Here is a 22,755-nt window from a genome sequence, read left to right as displayed (position 1 = left end):
CAGAGCTTCCATCACGTGCAGTGCGGGACCATTCACCCGTCGTAGCGACGGAGGGGTACCGGTTTGCGTCTGAGGAGAATAACGCTTCGTAAAGGCCCTGCTACGCCCAGTTGCTCAAATCATCGATTACGTCGCATCTGTAACCGATTGGCGCCCGATCAAGCACTAGAGAGTGATCGATTTTTGATCGGAAAGGTTCGGATTCCGGGTCGGTCCGGGGCGTGTTGTGGCGGTGTCCGGACAACAGGACTGGCCGGCGGGGTGAGGGGTACAACCGTTGGAATTGTTATCGGCGACGGCGGTGCAGCGCGATCGCCGCGGCCGTGCCGCCCGCCACGGCGCCGACGCCGGCCGCCGCCGGGATGCCGACCTTCGCCGCCTTGCGGCCGGTGCGGTAGTCCCGCAGCCGCCAGTCCAGTTCCCGGGCGTGCCTGCGCAGCTTGGTGTCCGGGTTGATCGCGTAGGGGTGGCCCACCAGCGACAGCATGGGGATGTCGTTGTGCGAGTCGCTGTAGGCCGCGCAGCGGGAGAGGTCCAGGCCCTCCGCAGCCGCCAGCGCGCGCACCGCCTCCGCCTTCGCCGGACCGTGCAGCGGTTCGCCGACCAGCTTGCCGGTGTAGACGCCGTCCACCGACTCGGCGACCGTGCCCAGGGCGCCGGTCAGGCCCAGGCGGCGGGCGATCACCTGGGCGATCTCCACGGGGGCCGCTGTGACCAACCACACCTTCTGGCCGGCGTCCAGGTGGGCCTGTGCCAGCGCGCGGGTGCCCGGCCAGATGCGCTCGGCCATGTACTCGTCGTAGATCTCCTCGCCGATCGACTGCAGCTCGGAGACGCGGTGGCCCTTGACGATCGACAGCGCCGAGTCGCGGGCGTCCTGCATGTGCTCGGGGTCCTCGATCCCGGCCAGCCGGAACCAGGCCTGCTGCCAGGCGAACTTCACCAGGTCGCGGGTCTCGAAGAACTTCCGCTTGTACAGGCCCCGGCCGAAGTGGAACAGGGCGGCACCCTGCATCACCGTGTTGTCCAGGTCGAAGAAGGCGGCGGCCCGGTCGTCGCCGAGGACCGGGAACTCCGGTTCCTGGGCAGCCTCGTCCGGTCCGACGTCGAGGGCGACGTCCTGCGAGGACTTGCGCGCTGCCTCCGCCGAGGCCTCGCCTGCCAACACGCTCCGCGCCGTGGCGGAGCGCCTACGGGGAGTGAGCCATCCGAGAGCGGCCATGAGCGTGAGCATAGCCAGTTTGTTCGGTGGTTCCGGAGCTGGAAGGTTTGAAGACTGTGAACTCTCCGCGACCGCGCCGTTGAAGAAGCGCGAGAATGGCGCCATGAGTCCCCTCTTTCGTCGTAGCGCCCCCAGGGAGCGTCTCGTCACACTGGTTCGAAAGCCCGGCTGCCATCTGTGTGATGACGCACAGCTCGTGGTCGAGAAGGTGTGCGGCGATCTCGGGGTCCCCTGGGAGAGCAAGGACATCACCCAGGACTCCCAACTCCACGACCAGTACTGGGAGCAGATCCCTGTCGTGCTCGTCGACGGCAAGCAGCACACCTTCTGGCGCGTGAACGAGGAACGCCTCAGGAAGGCACTGACCGACTAGTCCAACTGGTCGGCAAAGTCGCTTAGGATCGATGGCGGCTTGGTCTCGGGGGCGGGATTCGTGAGGAGAGTGTGCGGTTTTGCCCCCAGGAGAAGAGGAACGGTGGCGCCTGTGCGCCGGTTCCACACAGGTGCGCCGGGGGCGCGTGACCCCGGTCACGTTGGCCGGGCAAATCGGACACCATCTTTGTGCACGCGTTCACAAAGACATAGCCTGCATTCGACGGGGCGGTCATGGCACGTCCGACCGCCTGCAGCCCCGCTCTACCCGCAGGAGCACCGTGGCAACTGGCCGAACTCACCGACCGGCGACCCGTAGCCGAGGGATTCCCGAGGCCACCGTCGCCAGGCTTCCGCTGTACCTCCGCGCTCTGACCGCACTGTCGGAGCGCTCGGTGCCCACGGTCTCCTCCGAGGAGCTCGCGGCCGCCGCCGGGGTCAATTCCGCGAAGCTGCGCAAGGACTTCTCCTACCTGGGTTCCTACGGCACGCGCGGCGTCGGCTACGACGTCGAGTACCTCGTTTACCAGATCTCGCGCGAGCTGGGCCTCACCCAGGACTGGCCGGTCGTCATCGTCGGTATCGGAAACCTCGGCGCCGCCCTCGCCAACTACGGCGGGTTCGCCTCGCGCGGCTTCCGGGTCGCCGCCCTCATCGACGCCGACCCCGCGCTCGCCGGCAAGCCCGTCGCCGGGATCCCGGTGCGGCACAGCGACGACCTCGAGAAGATCATCCAGGACAACGGCGTCTCGATCGGCGTGATCGCGACCCCCGCCGGTGCCGCCCAGCAGGTCTGCGACCGGCTGGTGGCCGCCGGGGTCACCTCCATCCTGAACTTCGCGCCCACCGTGCTGTCAGTCCCGGACGGCGTCGACGTGCGCAAGGTCGACCTCTCCATCGAGCTGCAGATCCTCGCCTTCCACGAGCAGCGCAAGGCCGGCGAGGAGGCCGCCGCCGACGGCGCGGTACCCGCCACCGCCGCCCGCAAGCAGTCCGCCGGCAAGGGACCTGACGGGGACATGCCCGCCGTGATGCCGGCATGAGTCTCCTCGTCGTCGGACTGAGCCACCGCAGCGCACCCGTCAGCGTCCTCGAGCGGGCCTCCCTGAGCGCGGACGCCCAGTCCAAGCTGCTCCAGGACACGGTCGCCGCCGAACCGGCCACCGAGGCCGCGGTCCTCGCCACCTGCAACCGCATCGAGCTCTACGCCGACGTGGACAAGTTCCACGCCGGTGTCGCCGAGCTGTCCACGCTGCTCGCCCAGCACAGCGGGGTCGGCCTGGAGGAACTCACTCCCTATCTCTATGTGCACTACGAGGACCGGGCCGTCCACCACCTGTTCTCGGTGGCCTGCGGACTGGACTCCATGGTCGTCGGAGAGGGCCAGATCCTCGGCCAGATAAAGGACTCCCTGGCCCGCGCCCAGGAACTGCACAGCGCCGGACGCCTGCTCAACGACCTGTTCCAGCAGGCCCTCAGGGTCGGCAAGCGCGCCCACTCCGAGACCGGGATCGACCGCGCGGGACAGTCCCTGGTCACCTTCGGCCTGGAGCAGCTGGCCGCCGGCGCGGACGTCCAGAACTGGGCGCGCGGCAAGAAGGCCCTGGTCATCGGCGCCGGCTCCATGTCGTCCCTGGCCGCCGCGACCCTCGCACGCGCCGGGGTCGCCGAGATCGTCGTCGCCAACCGCACCCAGGACCGCGCCGAGCGCCTCGCGCAGATACTGGGCGAGGGGGACGACACGGACGTGCTGGCCCGCGCGGTACCGATCGAATCGGTGCCGGTCGAGCTGACACGTGCCGACGTCGCCGTCTCCTGTACCGGCGCGACGGGACTCGTCCTGACCGCCGGGGCGGTCGCGCAGGCGGTCGAGGGCCGCACCGGCGAGCCCGTCGCGGAGACCGGCGCCGAGCGCCGTACGGCCGAGGGCGACGACCGTCGTACGGCCGCCCCGCGCGCCGACGTACGGGACACCCCGCTGCCGCCCGCCACCGTCGGCACCGACGAGAACTGCCCCCTCGACCTGTCCGCCGTGCAGCCCGGCTTCTCCGTCATGGGGGAGGCCGCCGTGGCCGGGATGGACGCGGCGACGCTGGAGCAGCACGCCGCCTGGGCCGCCGGTGCCTCCGTGGACCGCCGGGAAGCGGCCCGCCGCAGCCCCGAGGCCGACGCCGAGCTGATCACCGCGCTCGCCGCGACCGCGGCCACCGTCGGCCGCATCCCCGAGCGCCGCAGGCCCGAGCCGGCCGCCGAGGCCTCGCGGCCCGAGCCCGTCCTCTTCCTCCTCGACCTGGCCATGCCCCGCGACATCGACGCGGCCGCACACCGCCTGGCCGGGGTGCGACTGGTCGACATCGAGTCCCTCGCCGAGGCCTCCGCGGACGCCCCGATGGCCGCCGACGTCGACCAGGTCCGGCGTATCGTCTCCGACGAGGTCGCGGCCTTCGGGGCGGCACAGCGGGCGGCGCACATCACGCCCACCGTGGTCGCCCTGCGCACCATGGCCGCGGACGTCGTCGCCGGCGAGATCGCCCGGCTGGAGGGGCGGCTGCCCGGCCTCGACGACAAGCACCGCGCGGAGATCACCCAGACCGTGCGGCGCGTCGTCGACAAGCTGCTGCACGCGCCGACCGTCCGGGTCAAGCAGCTCGCGGCCGAACCCGGCGGCGCCGGGTACGCGGACGCGCTGCGCACCCTGTTCGACCTCGACCAGGAGACGGTCGACGCCGTGTCCCGGGCCGAGGACAGCACCGAGAAGAACCGAGGGTCCGCATGAGTACCCCGCGAACAGACGACAAACACGCGCTGCGGCTGGGCACCCGGCGGAGCAAGCTCGCCATGGCCCAGTCCGGGCAGGTGGCGGAGGCCGTGCGCCGGATGACCGGACGGCCCGTCGAACTCGTCGAGATCACCACCTATGGCGACACCTCCCGCGAGCACCTCGCGCAGATCGGCGGCACGGGCGTCTTCGTGACGGCCCTGCGGGACGCGCTGCTGCGCGGCGAGGTCGACTTCGCGGTGCACTCGCTGAAGGACCTGCCGACCACGCAGCCCGAGGAACTGGTGCTGGCCGCCGTCCCCGTGCGCGAGGACCCGCGTGACGTGATCGTCGCCCGGGACGCCCTGAAGTTCACCGACCTCCCCCGCGGGGCACGCATCGGCACCGGTTCGCCGCGTCGCATGGCGCAGCTGAACGCGTACGCGCGCGGCCACGGGCTGGACATCGAGACGGTGCCGATACGGGGGAACGTCGACACCCGGATCGGATTCGTACGGGACGGTGAGCTCGACGCGGTCGTGCTGGCCGCCGCCGGACTGAACCGGATCGGCCGCGGTGACGAAGTGACCGACTTCCTGTCGGTCGACACGGTTTTGCCCGCCCCCGGCCAGGGGGCTCTGGCGATCGAATGCGCCGCCGACCAGGCGGAACTGATCGCCGCGCTCGCCGAGCTCGACGACCCGTTCACACGGGCCGCCGTGACCGCCGAGCGGTCACTGCTCGCCGCCCTGGAGGCCGGCTGCAGCGCCCCTGTGGGCGCGCTGGCCGACCTTCTGGCCGACGGGCAGATTGTCAAGGAAATGCGCCTGCGCGCAGTCGTCGGGACCACCGACGGCACGCGCATGGTGCAGCTGTCCACCACCGGTCCCGTGCCCGAGACGCACGACCGGGCAACGGCGCTCGGTCGCGAACTCGCGACTGAGATGCTCGCCCAGGGCGCGGCCGGTCTGATGGGGGAGCGAGCACATTGAGCCCCACCACCCTTCCCGCCGGTCCGGAACACGGGCACGTCACCTTCCTAGGTGCCGGACCCGGGGATCCGGGACTACTGACTCTGCGCGCCGTGGAGGCGCTGGCCAACGCGGACGTTCTGGTCGCCGAGCACGAGGTGCTCGACGTCGTACGCGTCCATGCCAGGCCGGGTGTCTCCATGGTGGACACGGAGACGGATCCCTCGTCGGACCCGGTTCCGGGCACAGGCGCGCCTCAGCTGACGGTTGTTGACGGCTCGTCAACGACCGTTCCGATCCCCGTGGTGCGGGATGCCGCACATCTTGTCATGGAGGCCGCGCGGGGCGGCAGGCGGGTCGTACGTGCGGTGTCCGGGGACCCCGGACTCGACACGTACGCCGCCGAGGAGATGCTCGCCTGCGCCGCCGCGGGCGTGCCCTTCGAGGTCGTGCCGGGTGTCGCCGCGGTCGTCGGCGTGCCCGCGTACGCCGGTGTCCCGCTGCGGGACGCGCAGGGCACGGACGTGCGGTTCGTGGACGCCCGCACCGCCTCCGACCGGTGCTGGACCGAGGTCGGCGCGTCGGACGGGACCGTGGTGGTCTCCACGACGCTGGACTCCGTGGCGGCCGCCGCCGGTGAGCTGGTGGCCGCGGGCCGCAAGCCCGACACCCCGATGACGGTGACCGTCGCCGGCACGACCACCCGGCAGCGGACCTGGACGGCGACCCTGGGCACCATCGCGCAGACGCTGAAGCAGGCGAAGGTGCTGCCCTCGCCCGAGGGCGCGCGGCCGGTGATAGCCGTGGTCGGTGAGCGTTCCGCCCCCGCCCAGCGCGACCAGCTGGCGTGGTTCGAGTCCAAGCCGCTGTTCGGCTGGAAGGTGCTCGTGCCGCGCACGAAGGAGCAGTCGGCGGCGCTCTCCGACCAGCTGCGGTCCTACGGCGCGGTGCCGCACGAGGTCCCGACGATCGCCGTCGAGCCGCCGCGCACGCCCCAGCAGATGGAGCGGGCGGTCAAGGGCCTGGTGACGGGCCGCTACGAGTGGATCGCCTTCACCTCCGTCAACGCCGTCAAGGCCGTACGGGAGAAGTTCGAGGAGTACGGGCTCGACGCCCGCGCGTTCGCCGGGATCAAGGTCGCGGCGGTCGGCGAGCAGACCGCCAAGGCGCTGATCGCGTTCGGTGTGAAGCCGGACCTGGTGCCCAGCGGTGAGCAGTCGGCGGCGGGCCTCCTGGAGGACTGGCCTCCCTACGACCCGGTCTTCGACCCGATCGACCGCGTCTTCCTGCCGCGCGCCGACATCGCCACGGAGACCCTGGTCGCCGGGCTCATCGAGCTGGGCTGGGAGGTCGACGACGTCACGGCCTACCGGACCGTGCGGGCGTCGCCGCCGCCGGCGGAGACCCGGGAGGCGATCAAGGGCGGTGGCTTCGACGCGGTGCTGTTCACGTCGTCGTCCACCGTGCGGAACCTGGTCGGCATCGCCGGCAAGCCGCACAACGTGACCGTGATCGCCTGCATCGGACCGGCCACCGCCAAGACCGCCGAGGAGCACGGACTCCGGGTGGACGTGATGGCTCCCGAGCCGTCCGTGCACAAGCTGGCCGAGGCGCTGGCGGACTTCGGCACCAAGCGCCGCGTCGCGGCGCTGGAGGCGGGCGACCCGGTGACCCGGCCGAGCGAGCGGAGGCCGGGGGCGCGCAGGCGTCGGTCGACGACCTAGCCATGACCCGTGGCCTGCCATGAGCAGGACCTCGAACGCCCCGCCGTCCCGAAGAGGGGGACGGCGGGGCGTTCTCATGGCGACGTGGACCGCTGTGCACCCTTTGCCTCGGCGGTACCTATGGCCTGCCCCACCCCGTACCCGGGGGCTCGCCGGAGGGTCCGAGGCCGGTCGTTCGTGATCCGCTGTTCGCACGTGAACGTGCGAGAGAAAGTGGACAGTTGAGGACCCGGATCGGATACGTCGCCTGGGCCGCGGGTGTGGTGCAGTTCTTTGTGGCCCAGGTGGTTGTCGGGGCGGCCTGGACCAGGCCGTACAGCTGGGCGCGGAACAACATCAGCGACCTGGGTAATGCTCACTGCGCCATGCAGCCGGAACCTGAGCCCCGCTATATCTGCTCGCCCGAACACGGCCTGATGAACGTTTCGTTCACAGCCTTGGGAGCGCTTTTCGTCGTTGGCGTCGTCTTGACCGGCGTTCTGTGGCACAGAGGCGCGACCGCGATCGTGGCCCGGTGCCTGCTGGGCTGTGCCGGTGTGGGATTCGTGTTGGTCGGGCTGGCACCTGCGGACGTCCACGAGAACCAGCATGCCCTGGGTGCGCTGTTCGTCATGGCCATGGGCAACATCGGGCTCGTGGTGGCGGGAGCCGGCCTGGCGGACGATGTGCCGGGCCCGCTGCGCTGGGCGACCAGCCTGCTGGGAGTGACGGCGCTTACGGCCTTCGGGCTCTTCCTCTCCTCCCACTACCTCGGACTCGGGATGGGAGGCATGGAACGGGTGGCGGCGTTCCCGCTCTTGGTGTGGGCGCTGTCAGCCGCTGTCCGCGGCCTGTTCCGCCAGTCGACCCGCGTGCAGGGTGCGCCGCCGGCAGGACCGGCGGAGGCGCCCCGCGCGCGCCGACAGGGCGCCGGCACCCGCACCACGTGATGGTGATCGCCCGCATCGGCTGTCAGCGGCGTGATCGGGAGGTCGCCGTCTGCCCCAGCTGCCCGTGCCTAAGCGGAGCCCACCGTGTGCCCGTAGCGCAGCAGGTTGTCCGGGTCGTACGTCGTCTTCGTGCGGCCCAGGCGGGCGTAGACCTCCGGGGTCCACGCCCGGGCGCGGTCGCGCTCGTCGCCCGGGGTGCCGTGGATGTTGACCATGGTCAGGCCGGTGCCGTGGGGGGACATCGCACTCTGGAGGGAGAGCGTGGCCTCCTCCACGGCGCGGGCCGCCTCCGGCGAGACGAGGACGCCGACCGTCTCCAGGAAGTAGCTGGCGTCGCGCGCGCAGATCGCGTCCTCCAGGCGGGGCGGACGGGCCAGCTGGCCGCCCATGTGGCGCAGCTCCACCAGCAGCAGCGGGTAGTCGGTCGCGGCCGGGCCGGCCTCGGACAGGAACGTGTCCACCGCCTCGGGCGTCAGCTCCCGCAACAGCGCACAGGACTCCCTCGCGGGCAGTGGGTCCTGCGGCTCCATGTAGATGCGGTCCACGGCCGTGTAGTCCATCTCCGTCACCGTGTCGACCGTGACCGGCGCCGCCGCCCGGATCGGGGCCAGCCGTGCCTCGCCCTCCGCCGGCTCGCCCGTCCACGCCACCGCGACGCGGGCCCAGAAACCGCCGCGCAGCGGTTCCGGGATCGCCGGGAGCGGGGGCAGCCGCAGCAGCGAGAACGCCGAGCACATCTCGATCGGCAGCGTCGGCGTCCAGTTCGCCCAGGTGCGCAGCAGCGCCTCCGCGTGCTCGCCGGGGCAGTAGATGCCGCCGCCGAGGATGCGCGGCAGCGGGAGGAGGTCGAAGGTCATCTCCGTCACCACGCCCACGTTGCCCTTGCCGCCGCGCAGCGCCCAGAACAGGTCGGGATCGTGTCCGGCGTCCACCTCGTGCTGCGTCCCGTCGGGTGTGACGAGCCGGAACGAGCGCACGAGGTCCGTCGCGTAGCCGTAGGTCCGGCCGAGGACCGGCAGGCCGCCGCCCAGCGTGTAGCCGACGGCGCCCCCGTCCGTGGACGTGCCGCACAGCGCGGCGAGGCCGTGCGGGGCGGCAGCCTCCAGCACATGGCGCCACTTGGCGCCGGCGGCCACCGTCGCCGTGCGCGCGGACGGGTCGATCCGCACGTCCGTCATGCGGGACGTGGTGATCAGCAGGCCGTGGTCGATGGGGTAGTTGGCGCCGTGGCCGGTGGCCTGGACGGCGACGGGGGTGCCGGTGGCGGTGGCCCAGCGCAGCGCGCCCACGACGTCGTCGGCGCAGGTCGCGCCGACGACGACGTCCGGGGTGTGCGCGGCCGCCAGGTTGAAGCCGGTCACTTCGGCGACGTAACCGTCCTCGCCGGGGCGCAGCACCGGGCCGCGGACACCGGAGAGGGCGAACAGGTCGGACGGGGTGTGATGGGTCGCGGTCATCGCGGGCTCCGTGGGGGCGGCTACGGAGGTACGGCGGGTTCATGTCGAGGGCTGCCGTTTGTTGAGGGGCGTACTTCCAGCATGGACCCGGGGGGCGGGCCCCGCATGTGCGACAAGGCGGTGCGACAAGGCCCCCGGCGGGCAGTCGGTGAGGGCGGCCTCCCCGACGGGCAGTCGGTAAAGGCGGGCGCGGGGCGGGCGTAGCGTAGGTGCATGACGAAGTACGGATCCTTCCCCGGTACGCGTCCGCGTCGGCTGCGCACCACCCCCGTCATGCGGCGCATGGTCGCGGAGACCCGCCTGCACCCCGCCGACTTCATCCTCCCCGCGTTCGTGCGGGAGGGTGTGAGCGAGCCGGTGCCGATCGCGGCGATGCCCGGCGTGGTGCAGCACACCCGGGACAGTCTGAAGAAGGCCGCGCTGGAGGCGGTGGAGGCCGGGATCTCCGGGATCATGCTCTTCGGAGTGCCGGAGGAGTCGAAGAAGGACGCGCTGGGCACGCCCGGGACCGACCCGGACGGGATCCTCCAGGTCGCCCTGCGGGACGTACGCGCCGAGGTCGGCGACGACCTGCTCGTCATGTCCGACCTGTGCCTCGACGAGACCGTCGACCACGGACACTGCGGTGTGCTGGACGCGGAGGGCCGTGTCGACAACGACGCGACCCTCGAGCGGTACGCCGAGATGGCGCAGGTCCAGGCGGACGCCGGCGCGCACGTCGTCGGGCCCAGCGGAATGATGGACGGGCAGATCGGTGTGGTCCGGGACGCCCTGGACCAGATCGGCCGGGAGGACGTCGCGATCCTCGCCTACACCGCGAAGTACGCCTCCGCCTTCTACGGGCCGTTCCGGGAGGCCGTCGGCTCGTCGCTGAAGGGCGACCGCAAGACGTACCAGCAGGACCCGGCCAATGTGCGGGAGTCGCTGCGCGAGCTGGCGCTCGACCTGGAGGAGGGCGCCGACATGGTGATGGTCAAGCCGGCCGGCCCCTACCTCGACATCCTCGCGCGCGTCGCGGACTCCGTGGACGTGCCGGTCGCCGCGTACCAGATCTCCGGCGAGTACTCGATGGTCGAGGCCGCCGCGGAGAAGGGCTGGATCGACCGGGATCGGGCGATCCTGGAGACGCTGACCGGCATCAAGCGGGCCGGCGCGCAGAACGTCCTCACGTACTGGGCCGTCGACGCGGCCAGGATGCTGGCCGCTCAGTAGGTTCCGGGTGCGCGTTGCCCCGCAGGTCCAGGCTTTCCGGCCGGGGCGTCGTACGGGGCGGACGACTTGGGCAGCCCCGCGTGCGACGGTCCCTCGTCGCGCAGGCCCTCGCCGTCCCGGCAGCCGGTGAGGGCGAGCGCGGCGAGGGCGGTCAGGGCGGCGGCGAGCAGACGGGTGCGGGCGGCGCGGCGTGCGGGCATGACGGCCTTCCGGGCGGGAGCGAGGTGCGGGCGGGTGGGACCACCACAGCTTGAGCTGTTCGGCGGGCCGGAGGCCACGGTCCTGGGGGAATTCGGGACGCCGGACTACGGCTCGCGCATCTGACCTGCGGGGATGGTGTCTCCCTGGGACATCGGACGGGACACCGGAGTCGTTTGGGCACCATCAAGTCGTCCCGGGAGTTAGGTTGTTGACCGCCTAATTGGTTGTCAATTAAATGACCGAGCTCCCAGGGAGACGCCCATGTCCGGTGATGCCCTCAGCCAGGATCCCGCCGAGCTGAGGAGGAGGATCGACACCACCAAAGCGCACCCGGCTCGCGTCTACGACGTCTTCCTCGGCGGCAAGGACAACTACCCGGTGGACCGGGCCGCGGCCGCCGCGGCGCTCGCCGCCAACCCGCGTGGGTATCTCGACGTGCGGCACAACCGGGACTTCATGCGCCGCGCGGTGACCACGCTGGCGAAGGAGGACGGCATCCGCCAGTTCCTCGACATCGGCACCGGCCTGCCGACCGCGGAGAACGTCCACCAGATCGCCCAGCGGATCAGTCCCGACTCCCGGGTCGTCTACGTGGACAACGACCCCGTGGTGCTCGCCCACGCGCGTGCCCTGCTCACGTCGGGCCCCGAGGGCCGTACGGACTACATCGACGCCGACCTGAAGAGCCCGGCACACATCCTCGAACAGGCCGCGAAGACCATCGACTTCGACCAGCCGGTCGCGCTGTGCCTGGTGGCGATCCTGCACTTCGTCGAGGACGCGCAGGCCTACCCGATCGTGCGCGAGCTCGTGGCGGCGCTGCCCTCCGGCAGCCGGCTCGTCCTCAGCCACCTCACCGAGGACCTCAACCCCGAGAGCATCCGCGCGGTGCAACGGACCTACACGGAGCGCGGGTTCACCTTCGTGCTGCGGTCGAAGGCCGAGGTCGAGCGGTTCTTCGCCGAGGCCGGCGTCGAGCTCGCCGAGCCCGGTGTCGTCCCGGCGCACCACTGGCGGCCCGACGACGCGGCGCCTGCGCCGGAGCACGCGGACGCCGCGGATCTGGAGGGCCTCGACGCCATCGACAAGGTGCGCTACTACGACATCAGCGACGTCACCGACGCGGACATCAACGTGTACGGGGCGACGGGGACGAAGGCGTGACGGCGGCAGGGAGCCTGGCCGGTGTCCGCATCACGGAAATGCCGGTGTAGGCGGCATGCATCTCCGTAGGCTGCGGGCACGCGAGGTACCCGCAGCCGAAGGAGCCCTGCCATGACCGTCGCACCCCCGCCCCCGACCGCTTCCCTGCCGCCGCTCGCCGCGCGGACCGGGACGATCGGCGGCTCGCCCGTACGGGACATTCTCGCGGTCACCGCACGCCCCGAGGTGATCAACTTCGCGGGCGGGCTGCCCGCGCCGGAGCTCTTCGACCAGGAGGGCATAGCCGCCGCGTTCCGCGAGGTCCTCGAACAGGCGCCGGCCCAGGCCCTGCAGTACTCCACCACCGAGGGTGAGCCCACGCTGCGGGAGCAGCTCGCGACGCGGACCACCGCACGCGGGCTGCCGACCGTCGCCGACGACCTCCTCGTCACCACCGGCTCCCAGCAGGCGCTGTCCCTCCTCGCCGCCGCACTGCTCGACCCCGGCGACACCGTCCTCGTCGAGGACCCCTGCTACCTGGCGGCACTCCAGGTCTTCGGCCTCGCGGGCGCCCGCGTGATCGCCGTGCCCACGGACGCCGACGGCGTCGACCCGGAGGCCCTCGCCGCGGCGGTGGAACGGGAGCGGCCGAAACTCCTCTACACCGTCCCCACCTTCCAGAACCCCACCGGCCGCACGATGCCGGTCGAACGCCGGGCCGCCGTCGCCTCCGTCGCCGCCCGGCACGGCCTGTGGATCATCGAGGACGACCCGTACGGCGAGCTGCGCTACGACGGTGAGCGCGTCCCCTGGATCGCCGCGCACGCCGACGCCCGCGACCGCACCGTCCTCCTCGGCTCCTTCTCCAAGGTCATGGCACCCGGCCTGCGCCTCGGCTGGCTGCGGGCGCCGGCCGAGCTGCGCCGGGCCTGCGTGGTCGCCAAGCAGGCGGCAGACCTGCACACGCCGACCGTCAACCAGCTGGCGGCGGCGCGGTACCTGACCGAGGGCGACCTCGACGCGCACGTCGCGCGCGTGGCCGGCGTGTACCGCGAGCGGCGGGACGCGATGCTCGCCGGGCTCGCGGAGGCGCTCCCGGCGGGCTCTTCCTGGCAGCGCCCCGAGGGCGGCATGTTCCTCTGGGCCCGGCTTCCGGAGTCGTACGACACGACGGCCCTTCTCACTGAGGTGGTCCGGCACGACGTGGCGTACGTGCCGGGCGCACCCTTCTACGCGGGCGAACCCGACCGCTCCACCCTCCGGCTGTGCTTCGTGACGCAGACGCCGGAGGAGATCGCGGAGGGGCTGCGGAGGCTGGGGGAGGGGTTCAGGGGGTAGGCCGGTCCGCCGGTCTCAGTCCCACCAGAAGGTCCAGGTCGTGCGCTCGTCGAGCAACTGACGGGCGTACGTGGCGAGGGTGCCGTCGTGCTGCTGGAGGACGTTGTCCGGGCAGAACGCGAAGTGCTCGGCGGCGACGGCCTCCGCCTCGGCGAGGGAGGTGGGCGGAGCGGCGACGGAGAGGACCAGCCGGTCGAAGCCGAGGCCCACGACCCGTATGCCGAAGCGGTCCTCCCAGGAGCGCAGGACCGCGCAGATGCGGGCGACGTCCTCCTCGTAGTTGAGGGGCCCGGTCCAGCCGATGGCGGCGGGGATGTCGGCCGAGCGGCGGGCCGGGACCAGGGCGAGATGCGGTTCCTTGAACCAGGACCGGCCCTGGGCGAGGGCGTCGGCGACCTCGGTGGCGCGGGTGTCCGGATCGGCGGTGAGGACGGGGGCGGCGACGAGGCTGGGCCACTCGTCGTCCTCGGCCGCGTACTCCTCCCACAGCTCGGTGAGGACCTCCTCGGCGTCGTGATCCCCCGGGTACGACACCTCGTCCGGCATCAACTCCCACTGCTCGGGTCCGCCCTGGTCGCCCCCGAGGTCGACGAGGACGGGCAGGAGCCCGGCCCGGCCGGCGGGTGTGCCCAGCGCGGCCCAGTTGCCGGGAGACGCGGACTGCTCCGCATGCCACAGCAGGGGCTCGTGCCAGGGCCCCTCGTCCGTCACGTCGATCAGCCTCCCGAGAGGGAGACGAAGCCCGAGCACACGCCCACTCGGATCAGCCGCCAGCTTGGGCAGCGGGTTGGGAAGAGTCGCCATGCCGGTGACTTTAAGGGCGCCCACTGACAACGGGGTTACCGGCGTACGTGAGGAAAGCGGCCCACGTGGACGGAGTGAGCTGGATCATCGGGCCGCTTACACAACATGCGTACGGGTTCCTGGGTGTCAGAGACGCTCGGGCGTCCTGATGCCCAGAAGGGCCATGCCCCGCTGCAGCGTGCGGGCCGTGAGGTCGACGAGGAACAGGCGGTTGGCCACCTGCTCCGGCGTCTCGGCCTTCAGGACCGGGCACTGGTCGTAGAAGGTCGTGAGGAGGGTCGCCAACTGGTAGAGGTAGGCGGCCATCTTGTGCGGCTCGTACGCCGACGCCACCTCCAGCACCGTCTCGCCGAACCGGTCCAGGTGCAGACCCAGCGCTCGCTCCGCCGGGGCCAGCGCGAGCTCCGGGTGGGCCGCCGGACGGGCGTCGCCCGCCTTGCGCAGGATGGACTGGATACGGGCGTACGCGTACTGGAGGTACACGGACGTGTCACCGCTGAGCGAGACCATCTGGTCAAGGTCGAACTTGTAGTCCCGTACGGCGGAGGTCGACAGGTCAGCGTACTTCACGGCGCCGATGCCGACGTACTGGCCGTTCTCCTCGATCTCCTGCTCGGACAGCCCGACCTTCTCGGCCTTCTCCCGGACCACGGTGGTGGCACGGTCGACCGCCTCGTCGAGGAGGTCGACCAGCTTGACCGTCTCGCCCTCACGGGTCTTGAACGGCTTGCCGTCCTTGCCGAGGACCGTGCCGAAGGCGAGCTGGACGGCGGTGACGTCGTCGTTGAGCCAGCCGGCCCGGCGGGCGGTCTCGAAGACCATCTTGAAGTGCAGCGACTGGCGGGCGTCCACCACGTAAAGCAGAGTGTTCGCCTTCAGGTTGAAGACGCGGTCCCTGATCGCGGACAGGTCGGTCGCCGCGTAGCCGTAGCCGCCGTCCGACTTCTTCACGATCAGCGGGACCGGCTTGCCGTCCGGGCCTTTGACGTCGTCGAAGAACACGCACAGGGCGCCCTCCGAGCGGACCGCGACACCCGACTCCTCCAGGAGGCGGCAGGTCTCGTCGAGCATGTCGTTGTAGCCGGACTCGCCGACGATGTCCGGGTCCCGGACCTCCATGTCCAGCTTCTCGAAGACGGAGAAGAAGTAGATCTTCGACTCGTCGACGAACTTCTGCCACGTGGCGAGCGTGTGCGGCTCACCGGCCTGGAGGTCCACCACCCGGCGCCGGGCCCTCGTCTTGAACTCCTCGTCGGAGTCGAAGAGCTTGCGCGCGGACTTGTAGAGGCGGTCGAGGTTCGACATCGCCTCCTCGCCGGTCACCTCGGCGGCCTTGTGGTCCAGCTCGTGCGGGTGCTCGTCCAGGTACTGGATGAGCATGCCGAACTGGGTGCCCCAGTCGCCGATGTGATGACGCCGGACCACCGTCTCGCCCGCGAACTCCAGCAGCTGGACCAGGGCGTCGCCGATCACCGCGGAGCGCAGGTGGCCGACGTGCATCTCCTTCGCCACGTTCGGCTGGGCGTAGTCGATGACCGTCGTACCGGCCCGCTCCGGGCGGGGCACACCGAGGCGGTCGGTGTCCGCGTACCGAGCGGCCAGGTTCTCGGTGATCGCCTTGTCGGTGATGGTGATGTTGAGGAAGCCGGGGCCGGAGACCTCGATGTCCTTGATCACGTCACCGGTGACGATCTGCGAGACGACCTGGGTCGCCAGCTCCCGCGGGTTCGACTTCGCCTTCTTGGCCAGCGCGAGGATGCCGTTGGCCTGGAAGTCGGCCCGGTCGCTTCGTCGCAGCAGCGGGTCCGCGGTGGCCTCCGGCAGGGTGGCGGAGATCGCGGAGGTGAGCTGCTGCTGGACGGAGTCGCTGAGGGACGTGACCGGGGCCATAGAAGTGGGTGCCGTTCTCCTCGGGGGGTCGATGGACACAGCCAGTATCCCATGGGGGTAAACGGGTTTTCCCGGGCGCGATGCCGTCTGGGAGAATGGGGCAACCATCAAGCCTTCAGTACTTCAGTAAAAGAGGACGTGCCGATCGTGGCTCAGAGCACCGAGACCACCGACTGGGTCTCCCGTTTCGCGGATGAGGTCATCGAGGAGTCGGAGCGCCGTGCCCCGGGCAAACCGGTTGTGGTCGTCGCGTCCGGCCTCTCGCCCTCCGGCCCCATCCACCTCGGCAACCTCCGTGAGGTGATGACCCCGCACCTGGTCGCCGACGAGATCCGCCGCCGGGGGCACCAGGTCCGCCACCTCATCTCCTGGGACGACTACGACCGCTACCGCAAGGTGCCCGCCGGGATCGCCGGGGTCGACGACTCCTGGCAGGAGCACATCGGCAAGCCGCTGACCTCCGTCCCGGCCCCGAAGGGCTCCGCCCACCCCAACTGGGCCGAGCACTTCAAGGCCGCGATGATCGAGGCGCTCGCCGAGCTGGGCGTCGAGTTCGACGGGATCAGCCAGACCGCGCAGTACACCTCGGGCGTGTACCGCGAGCAGATCCTGCACGCCATGCGGCACCGGGGCGAGATCGACGCGATCCTCGACCAGTACCGCACGAAGAAGGCGCCGGCGAAGAAGCAGCAGCAGAAGCCGGTCGACGAGGCCGAGCTGGAGGCCGCCGAGGGCTCCGGCGCGGCCGCCGAGGACGACGGCAGCTCCGGCGCCGCCGGGTACTTCCCGTACAAGCCGTACTGCGGCAACTGCGAGAAGGACCTCACCACCGTCATCGCCTACGACGACGACAGCACCGAGCTGACGTACACCTGCACGGTGTGCGGCTTCTCCGAGACGGTCCGGCTGAACGAGTTCAACCGCGGCAAGCTGGTCTGGAAGGTCGACTGGCCGATGCGCTGGGCGTACGAGGGCGTGATCTTCGAGCCGAGCGGTGTCGACCACTCCTCGCCGGGGTCCTCGTTCCAGGTCGGCGGGCAGATCGTCGGGATCTTCGGCGGGAAGCAGCCGATCGGTCCGATGTACGCGTTCGTCGGCATCTCCGGGATGGCGAAGATGTCGTCCTCCCGGGGCGGGGTCCCCACCCCGGCCGACGCCCTGAAGATCATGGAGCCGCAGCTGCTGCGCTGGCTGTACGCCCGCCGTCGGCCCAACCAGTCGTTCAAGATCGCCTTTGACCAGGAGATCCAGCGGCTCTACGACGAGTGGGACAAGCTGGACGGCAAGGTCACCGACGGTTCCGCGCTGCCGGGGGACGTGGCCGCCCACTCGCGTGCGGTGCGCACCGCCGCCGGTGAGCTGCCGCGCACCTCGCGGCCGCTGCCGTACCGGACGCTGGCCTCCGTCGCCGACATCACCGCCGGGCACCAGGACCAGGCGCTGCGCATCCTGTCCGACCTCGACCCGCAGAACCCGCTCGGGTCGCTGGACGAGGCGCGGCCGCGGTACGACAAGGCGGAGGCGTGGATCAACACGCACGTCCCGGCGGACCAGCGCACCATCGTGCGGGACGAGCCCGACGCCGAGCTGCTGAAGTCCCTGGACGAGGCGTCCCAGCAGTCGCTGCGGCTGCTGCTCGACGGGCTGGACTCGCACTGGTCGCTGGACGGGCTGACGCACCTCGTGTACGGCGTGCCGAAGGTGCAGGCCGGGTTCTCGGCGGACGCCACGCCCAAGGAGCTGCCGTCGGAGATCAAGACGGCCCAGCGGTCGTTCTTCGCGCTGCTGTACCACCTGCTGGTGGGCCGTGACACCGGACCTCGGCTGCCCACGCTGCTGCTGGCGGTGGGGCAGGAGCGGGTGCGGAGCCTGCTCGGCGAGTAAGCCGCTCATACGACGATGGGGGCGCCCGGTGTTCGCCGGGCGCCCCCATCGTCGTACGAGCCGGGTTATGCGATGTGGTCTTCCATCAGCTCACTGTTGAGACGGGCCGCGAACTGGTCCATGTACTGGTTCAGATCGCGGGACTGCAGGCGCAACCCGTAGGCGGCCTCGACGTTCGCGGCGAAGGCGCCGGGGGTGGGCATGCCCTCGCCGTCTATCGAGTACCGGAACACCTGGTACAGGTCCTCGTCCGAAGGGGTCGCCTCCGGTACGCCCTCTCCCAGGGGGCGCGTGCCGCCCGCGCCGTTCGGCACCTGCACGTGCGGCTCCGGCGCCTGCTCCCGGGCCGGCACGGGCGTCGGCTCCGCGGCGGCCTGGGGCTCGGCCGCGCGGGGCTGCGGCACCGGGACCGGGATCTGCTGCGGCTGTCCGTTGTAGAAGGCCTGCTGCTCCTGCGGAGGCGCGTATACGGGCGGCTCGTAGTTCGGGTCGTAGCCGCCCTGGTACTCCACGTCGGTCGGGTGCGGGGTGGCGAACCACTGGCTCGGCACCTCTCCGTCGGCCTGGGCCGGCGTCGGTGCCTGGGCGGGCGTCGTGGCCTGGGCCGGGGGCGTCGCCTGGGCGGGCGTCGAGGCCTGAGTGGGCCTGGACTCCAGTTCCGGCGCCGCGGGCCTCGGCCGCAGCAGCTGAGGTTCGATCCCCGCCGCCGCGAGGCCGGCCGGTCCGGTCTCCGCCAGCGGAACCCCGTACCTCGCCAGCCTCAGCGGCATCAGGGACTCCACCGGGGCCTTGCGGCGCCAGGCTCGGCCGAAGCGGGAGCGCAGGCGGGCCTGGTAGACGAGGCGCTCCTGTTCCAGCTTGATCACCTGGTCGTAGGAGCGGAGCTCCCACAGCTTCATGCGGCGCCACAGGAGGAACGTGGGGACGGGGGAGAGGAGCCAGCGGGTGAGGCGGACGCCCTCCATGTGCTTGTCGGCGGTGATGTCGGCGATGCGGCCGATGGCGTGCCGGGCCGCCTCGACGGCGACGACGAACAGCACCGGGATCACCGCGTGCATGCCGACGCCCAGCGGGTCCGGCCAGGCCGCCGCGCCGTTGAACGCGATCGTCGCCGCCGTCAGCAGCCACGCCGTCTGGCGCAGCAGCGGGAAGGGGATGCGGATCCACGTCAGCAGGAGGTCCAGGGCGAGCAGGACGCAGATGCCCGCGTCGATGCCGATCGGGAAGACGTAGGAGAAGTTCCCGAAGCCCTTCTTGATGGCCAGCTCGCGGACGGCCGCGTAGGAACCGGCGAAGCCGATTCCGGCGATGATCACGGCGCCGGCCACGACCACGCCGATGAGAATGCGGTGCATCCGAGTCAGCTGCATTGGCGCGGCCACCCGTACTCCCCTCCCCTTGCGTGTTGTTGCGCGGAACAGGGTGGCACATGCGTCCGGTGAACGCTTCGCCGGGACGGGCGGAGCCCGGCCCCAGGAGGGGACCGGGCTCCATCAAGCTGCCGCTGTGAGCTGGGAGTTGACCGCCAGGTGTGACAGTCAGCTCTTCTTCGACGCTGATGTGGAAGGGGAGGCGCTCGCGGACTTCGACGGGCTCGCCGACGGATCCTTGGACGCCGACTTCGAGGGCGTCGGGCTCGCCGTGCCCGCACCCGAACCGGAGCCCGAACCCGAGCCGCCCTGGCCGTTGGCCGACGACACCGCCGCCACCGCCTCCTTGGCCGCCTTTTCCGCGGCCTTCTTCAGGTCGGCGGCGCTCGGCGTCTTGTCGCCGGCCAGGCCCGCGCCGTTGTAGTCGACGGTGACGACGACGTTCTCGACGCGCGCCACGACCGTCTGCTGCTTGAAGGCGCCTTCCTTCTTCTTCAGGTCGTAGCCCACCGACGTCGCCTCGTCGCCCGTACCGGCGACCGGCTCCGACTTGGTGCCCTTCGCACCCGAGACCGCCTTGGCGTCGTTGACCTGCGACGCGTAGTACTCCTGCGCCAGCTTGTCGCCCGCGCCGCGCGTCTGGTCCGACTCGAAACGCAGCAGGGCCACGTTCAGCCAGCGGAACTGCGAGCCCTTCACACCGTTGTTGGCGAGGCTGCTCCAGGAGCAGCTGCCCCGCGTCGACGCGTCGCTCGACTTGCCCTCCTTGCCCGACTTCGCCTCGGGCACCAGGTCTTCGAGGGTCTTCTTCGACAGCACCTTGCACGACTCGGGCAGCGTCTTGAACGCGGCGGCCTGCACCGTCGGCGACGCGCTCGGGGACGCGCTCACCTCACTGCCGGCCCCCTGCTCCGCCGCGTTCGCGGCGTCGGAGCCGGAATCGGAGTCGGAGGAGCAGCCGGCGGCCACCAGCATCACGGGGACGGCGGCCGCGCTGACAAGGACGCGGTTCAGGCGCTTGGCTCGCTTCGCTCGCTGGTCACGCGGTTCTCGCTGGGCTCGTCGCTGCATGGTTCCTTCACTCATGACGCTCGTGGTTCGTGCGGTCGGATCGGGTCCGAGGGGCCACGGTACGCGGTGAAGGAGCTGTGTGTTCTCGCTTTGTGACCTTCGCGGCACCTGTCGGAGACGCGGTGAGGGGGCGTCAGCCCGCCAGGGACTCCGCCAGCTGGGCGGCCAGTTTCTGCGCCCTGTCCTGCATTTCCTCACTGTCCGGGACGACGCCCACGGTCGTCGGCTGCTCCATGTACTCGATCGTCACGATCACATTCGACGTGCGGAACGCCACAGTCACCGTGCGCTGCTTGGCGGTCGAACCCGAGCTGCTGAGCTCGTCGTCGAGGAACGCCTCGTCACCGAGATCAGTGAGGACGCGGGGCTGGAGATCGGTCGAGGTGGCGGTGGAGGACGGGGAGGAGGCCGGGGAGGAGGGAGACGAGGAGGGAGGGGAAGCGGAAGAAGGAGAGGCGGACGGCGAGGCGTTGCTCGGGGCGGCGGAGGGGCTCGCCGCGTCGTCGGCGGCGGACTCGGTGGCGGTCGGCTCCGGGAGGTCGGCCGCGACCTCCTTCTTCGAGAAGAGCTGCTCCGCCTGGCTGTCGTCGCTGACCGCGTTGTCGTACGACACCACCCGCTCGAAGTCGACGAGCAGATGGTCGGTGGCGCTGGTGGCCGGCACCTTCCAGCGGCAGCCGACCTTGCGGTCCGTGTTGAACGTCTGCGTCGCCTCGCCCGCGTAGGCGTTCTCGCGCTGGTCGGGGTCGGTGATCTGCTTGATGCCGGGCAGCAGTGAGTCGAGCGTGCTGTGGCTGACCGCGCCGCACGGCTCGGGGAGCGAGGCGTACTTGCCGGGCTGGGGCGCCGCCGTCGCCGTGCTGGTGTCGCCGGGGTTGGAGTCGTCCGTCGTGCCGCCGTCGTCCGAGCCGCCCGTGCAGCCGGCGAGGAGTGCCGCGAGGAGCGCGGCCACGCCGGGTACGTACGCCTTCCGCTGCACGGTCAGGCTCCTCTCGACGGTGTGTCCGGCCTTGGTCTGCCGTGTATGTGTCGGGGGTCCCCGCTGGTTAATCGCTTGCCGCGCGAGGGCTACCCCTGGAGACAATGTCTATCGCACGCAGAGCCGTGGACGCCGGTCCGCTGTCCCCTTTCACCGACCTTGGCGCCGGTTTTGCGACTTGAGACTTCTGTTTTGGTTCCGGGGGAATGAGGACGATATGTCGTACGTGGAAATGCCGGGCGCGAAGGTCCCGATACGAATGTGGGCCGACCCCGCGACGGTCGAGGAGGGCGCCCTCCAGCAACTGCGCAACGTCGCGACCCTGCCGTGGATCAAGGGCCTCGCGGTCATGCCGGACGTCCACTACGGCAAGGGTGCGACCGTGGGCTCCGTCATCGCGATGCGGGGGGCGGTGTGCCCGGCCGCGGTGGGTGTCGACATCGGCTGCGGGATGTCGGCGGTGAAGACGTCCCTCACGGCGAACGACCTGCCGGGGGACCTCTCCCGGCTGCGGTCGAAGATCGAGCAGGTCATTCCGGTGGGGCGGGGGATGCACGACAGTGCCGTGGACCCGGGGGGCCTGCACGGTTTCGCGACCGGCGGGTGGGACGACTTCTGGGGGCGGTTCGACGGGATCGCCGATGCGGTCAAATTCCGTCAGGAGCGCGCCACGAAGCAGATGGGAACTCTCGGATCCGGGAATCACTTTGTAGAGCTGTGCACGGATACGACCGGTGCCGTCTGGCTGATGCTCCACTCCGGTTCCCGGAACATCGGCAAGGAGCTGGCCGAGTTCCACATCGGCGTGGCCCAGAAGCTGCCGCACAACCAGGGTCTGATCGACCGTGACCTCGCGGTCTTCGTCGCGGACACCCCGCAGATGGCGGCGTACCGCAACGACCTGTTCTGGGCGCAGGAGTACGCGAAGTACAACCGGTCGATCATGATGGCGCTCCTGAAGGACGTGGTCCGCAAGGAGTTCAAGAAGGCCAAGCCGGTCTTCGAGCCGGAGATCAGCGCACACCACAACTACGTCGCCGAGGAGCGCTACGACGGCATGGACCTGCTCGTCACCCGCAAGGGAGCGATCAGGGCCGGCTCCGGTGACTACGGGATCATCCCCGGCTCGATGGGCACGGGTTCGTACATCGTGAAGGGCCTCGGCAACGAGAAGGCCTTCAACTCGGCGTCGCACGGGGCGGGTCGGCGCATGAGCCGCAACGCGGCCAAGCGTCGCTTCTCGACGAAGGACCTGGAGGAGCAGACGCGGGGCGTGGAGTGCCGCAAGGACTCCGGCGTCGTGGACGAGATCCCGGGCGCCTACAAGCCGATCGAGCAGGTCATGGATCAGCAGCGGGACCTTGTCGAGGTCGTGGCGAAGCTGAAGCAGTTCGTCTGTGTGAAGGGCTGATGCTCGCGCGGGGTCGAGC

19 protein-coding genes are annotated in these 22,755 nt (G+C 70.8%); 11 read left to right on the top strand and 8 right to left on the bottom strand.

Annotation, left to right across the window (positions count from 1 at the left end):
• Positions 1 to 286: 286 nt before the first annotated feature.
• The gene (locus IG99_RS16350) at positions 287 to 1,222 is read right to left on the bottom strand and encodes an HAD family hydrolase (RefSeq protein ID WP_037674664.1); all 936 of its coding nucleotides are present in this window, start codon (positions 1,220 to 1,222) and stop codon (positions 287 to 289) included.
• Between the two features lie 103 nt (positions 1,223 to 1,325).
• On the opposite strand from IG99_RS16350, the gene IG99_RS16345 reads away from it, so the two are divergent.
• The 6 genes from IG99_RS16345 (at position 1,326) to IG99_RS16320 (ending at position 7,976) form a co-directional block, all read left to right on the top strand.
• Positions 1,326 to 1,595 (top strand): glutaredoxin family protein, encoded by a 270-nt coding sequence (locus IG99_RS16345; RefSeq protein ID WP_037674595.1) that lies wholly within the window; start codon positions 1,326 to 1,328, stop codon positions 1,593 to 1,595.
• Between the two features lie 280 nt (positions 1,596 to 1,875).
• Positions 1,876 to 2,637, top strand: a complete 762-nt coding sequence (locus IG99_RS16340; RefSeq protein WP_037674593.1) for a redox-sensing transcriptional repressor Rex — start codon at positions 1,876 to 1,878, stop codon at positions 2,635 to 2,637.
• Complete coding sequence (locus IG99_RS16335) at positions 2,634 to 4,370, top strand: glutamyl-tRNA reductase (RefSeq protein ID WP_037674592.1); 1,737 nt, start codon at positions 2,634 to 2,636, stop codon at positions 4,368 to 4,370. The genes IG99_RS16340 and IG99_RS16335 overlap by 4 nt, the downstream gene beginning before the upstream one ends.
• Positions 4,367 to 5,344: a hydroxymethylbilane synthase gene (gene hemC / locus IG99_RS16330; protein WP_037674591.1), complete on the top strand. Its 978-nt coding sequence runs from the start codon at positions 4,367 to 4,369 to the stop codon at positions 5,342 to 5,344. Before IG99_RS16335 ends, hemC begins: the two co-directional genes overlap by 4 nt.
• Positions 5,341 to 7,047, top strand: a complete 1,707-nt coding sequence (locus IG99_RS16325) for a bifunctional uroporphyrinogen-III C-methyltransferase/uroporphyrinogen-III synthase (RefSeq protein WP_037674590.1) — start codon at positions 5,341 to 5,343, stop codon at positions 7,045 to 7,047. Before hemC ends, IG99_RS16325 begins: the two co-directional genes overlap by 4 nt.
• Before the next feature lie 221 nt (positions 7,048 to 7,268).
• Complete coding sequence (locus tag IG99_RS16320) at positions 7,269 to 7,976, top strand: DUF998 domain-containing protein (protein ID WP_158973191.1); 708 nt, start codon at positions 7,269 to 7,271, stop codon at positions 7,974 to 7,976.
• Positions 7,977 to 8,044: 68 nt separating this feature from the next.
• On the opposite strand, the gene IG99_RS16315 is transcribed toward IG99_RS16320, so the two are convergent.
• Positions 8,045 to 9,433 (bottom strand): FAD-binding oxidoreductase, encoded by a 1,389-nt coding sequence (locus IG99_RS16315; protein WP_037674588.1) that lies wholly within the window; start codon positions 9,431 to 9,433, stop codon positions 8,045 to 8,047.
• Positions 9,434 to 9,646: 213 nt separating this feature from the next.
• On the opposite strand from IG99_RS16315, the gene hemB reads away from it, so the two are divergent.
• The gene (hemB, locus tag IG99_RS16310) at positions 9,647 to 10,645 is read left to right on the top strand and encodes a porphobilinogen synthase (protein ID WP_037674586.1); all 999 of its coding nucleotides are present in this window, start codon (positions 9,647 to 9,649) and stop codon (positions 10,643 to 10,645) included.
• On the opposite strand, the gene IG99_RS16305 is transcribed toward hemB, so the two are convergent.
• Positions 10,639 to 10,845, bottom strand: coding sequence for a hypothetical protein (locus tag IG99_RS16305; RefSeq protein ID WP_037674584.1), 207 nt, complete (start codon positions 10,843 to 10,845; stop codon positions 10,639 to 10,641). The two genes, hemB and IG99_RS16305, sit on opposite strands and share 7 nt — an antisense overlap.
• A gap of 262 nt (positions 10,846 to 11,107) precedes the next feature.
• Between IG99_RS16305 and IG99_RS16300 the strand changes: the two genes are divergently transcribed.
• Together IG99_RS16300 and IG99_RS16295 are read left to right on the top strand one after the other, a co-directional pair.
• A complete protein-coding gene (locus tag IG99_RS16300; protein WP_037674582.1) occupies positions 11,108 to 12,010 on the top strand; it encodes an SAM-dependent methyltransferase in 903 nt (300 codons plus the stop codon).
• Between the two features lie 111 nt (positions 12,011 to 12,121).
• The gene (locus tag IG99_RS16295; RefSeq protein WP_037674579.1) at positions 12,122 to 13,327 is read left to right on the top strand and encodes an aminotransferase-like domain-containing protein; all 1,206 of its coding nucleotides are present in this window, start codon (positions 12,122 to 12,124) and stop codon (positions 13,325 to 13,327) included.
• 15 nt (positions 13,328 to 13,342) lie between these two features.
• Here IG99_RS16295 and IG99_RS16290 read toward each other — a convergent pair whose 3' ends face one another.
• Both IG99_RS16290 and argS read right to left on the bottom strand, forming a co-directional pair.
• Positions 13,343 to 14,131: a DUF4253 domain-containing protein gene (locus tag IG99_RS16290; RefSeq protein ID WP_037674577.1), complete on the bottom strand. Its 789-nt coding sequence runs from the start codon at positions 14,129 to 14,131 to the stop codon at positions 13,343 to 13,345.
• Positions 14,132 to 14,257: 126 nt separating this feature from the next.
• Positions 14,258 to 16,021: an arginine--tRNA ligase gene (gene argS / locus IG99_RS16285; RefSeq protein ID WP_037674574.1), complete on the bottom strand. Its 1,764-nt coding sequence runs from the start codon at positions 16,019 to 16,021 to the stop codon at positions 14,258 to 14,260.
• A 138-nt stretch (positions 16,022 to 16,159) separates the two neighbouring features.
• On the opposite strand from argS, the gene lysS reads away from it, so the two are divergent.
• Entirely contained in the window at positions 16,160 to 17,905 is a 1,746-nt protein-coding gene (lysS, locus tag IG99_RS16280; RefSeq protein WP_037674571.1) for a lysine--tRNA ligase, read from the top strand.
• A 65-nt stretch (positions 17,906 to 17,970) separates the two neighbouring features.
• On the opposite strand, the gene IG99_RS16275 is transcribed toward lysS, so the two are convergent.
• From IG99_RS16275 to IG99_RS16265, 3 genes are all read right to left on the bottom strand, one after another.
• On the bottom strand, positions 17,971 to 19,260 hold the full coding sequence (locus IG99_RS16275; RefSeq protein ID WP_037674567.1) for a DUF2637 domain-containing protein: 1,290 nt from the start codon (positions 19,258 to 19,260) through the stop codon (positions 17,971 to 17,973).
• A gap of 183 nt (positions 19,261 to 19,443) precedes the next feature.
• Positions 19,444 to 20,346: a DUF3558 domain-containing protein gene (locus IG99_RS16270; RefSeq protein WP_037674565.1), complete on the bottom strand. Its 903-nt coding sequence runs from the start codon at positions 20,344 to 20,346 to the stop codon at positions 19,444 to 19,446.
• A gap of 133 nt (positions 20,347 to 20,479) precedes the next feature.
• Positions 20,480 to 21,325 carry a hypothetical protein gene (locus tag IG99_RS16265; protein ID WP_037674563.1) on the bottom strand — a complete coding sequence of 282 codons (846 nt, stop codon included), beginning with the start codon at positions 21,323 to 21,325 and terminating at the stop codon, positions 20,480 to 20,482.
• Positions 21,326 to 21,542: 217 nt separating this feature from the next.
• Between IG99_RS16265 and IG99_RS16260 the strand changes: the two genes are divergently transcribed.
• Positions 21,543 to 22,736 (top strand): RtcB family protein, encoded by a 1,194-nt coding sequence (locus IG99_RS16260; protein WP_037674561.1) that lies wholly within the window; start codon positions 21,543 to 21,545, stop codon positions 22,734 to 22,736.
• Positions 22,737 to 22,755: the final 19 nt, after the last annotated feature.

Origin of the sequence: Streptomyces griseus subsp. griseus, from assembly GCF_000720255.1 — a bacterium.
Classification (GTDB): Bacteria; Actinomycetota; Actinomycetes; order Streptomycetales; family Streptomycetaceae; genus Streptomyces; species Streptomyces griseus_I.
The sequence above is the reverse complement of the archived record's forward strand: the minus strand, read 5'-3'. Positions and strand labels throughout refer to the sequence as shown.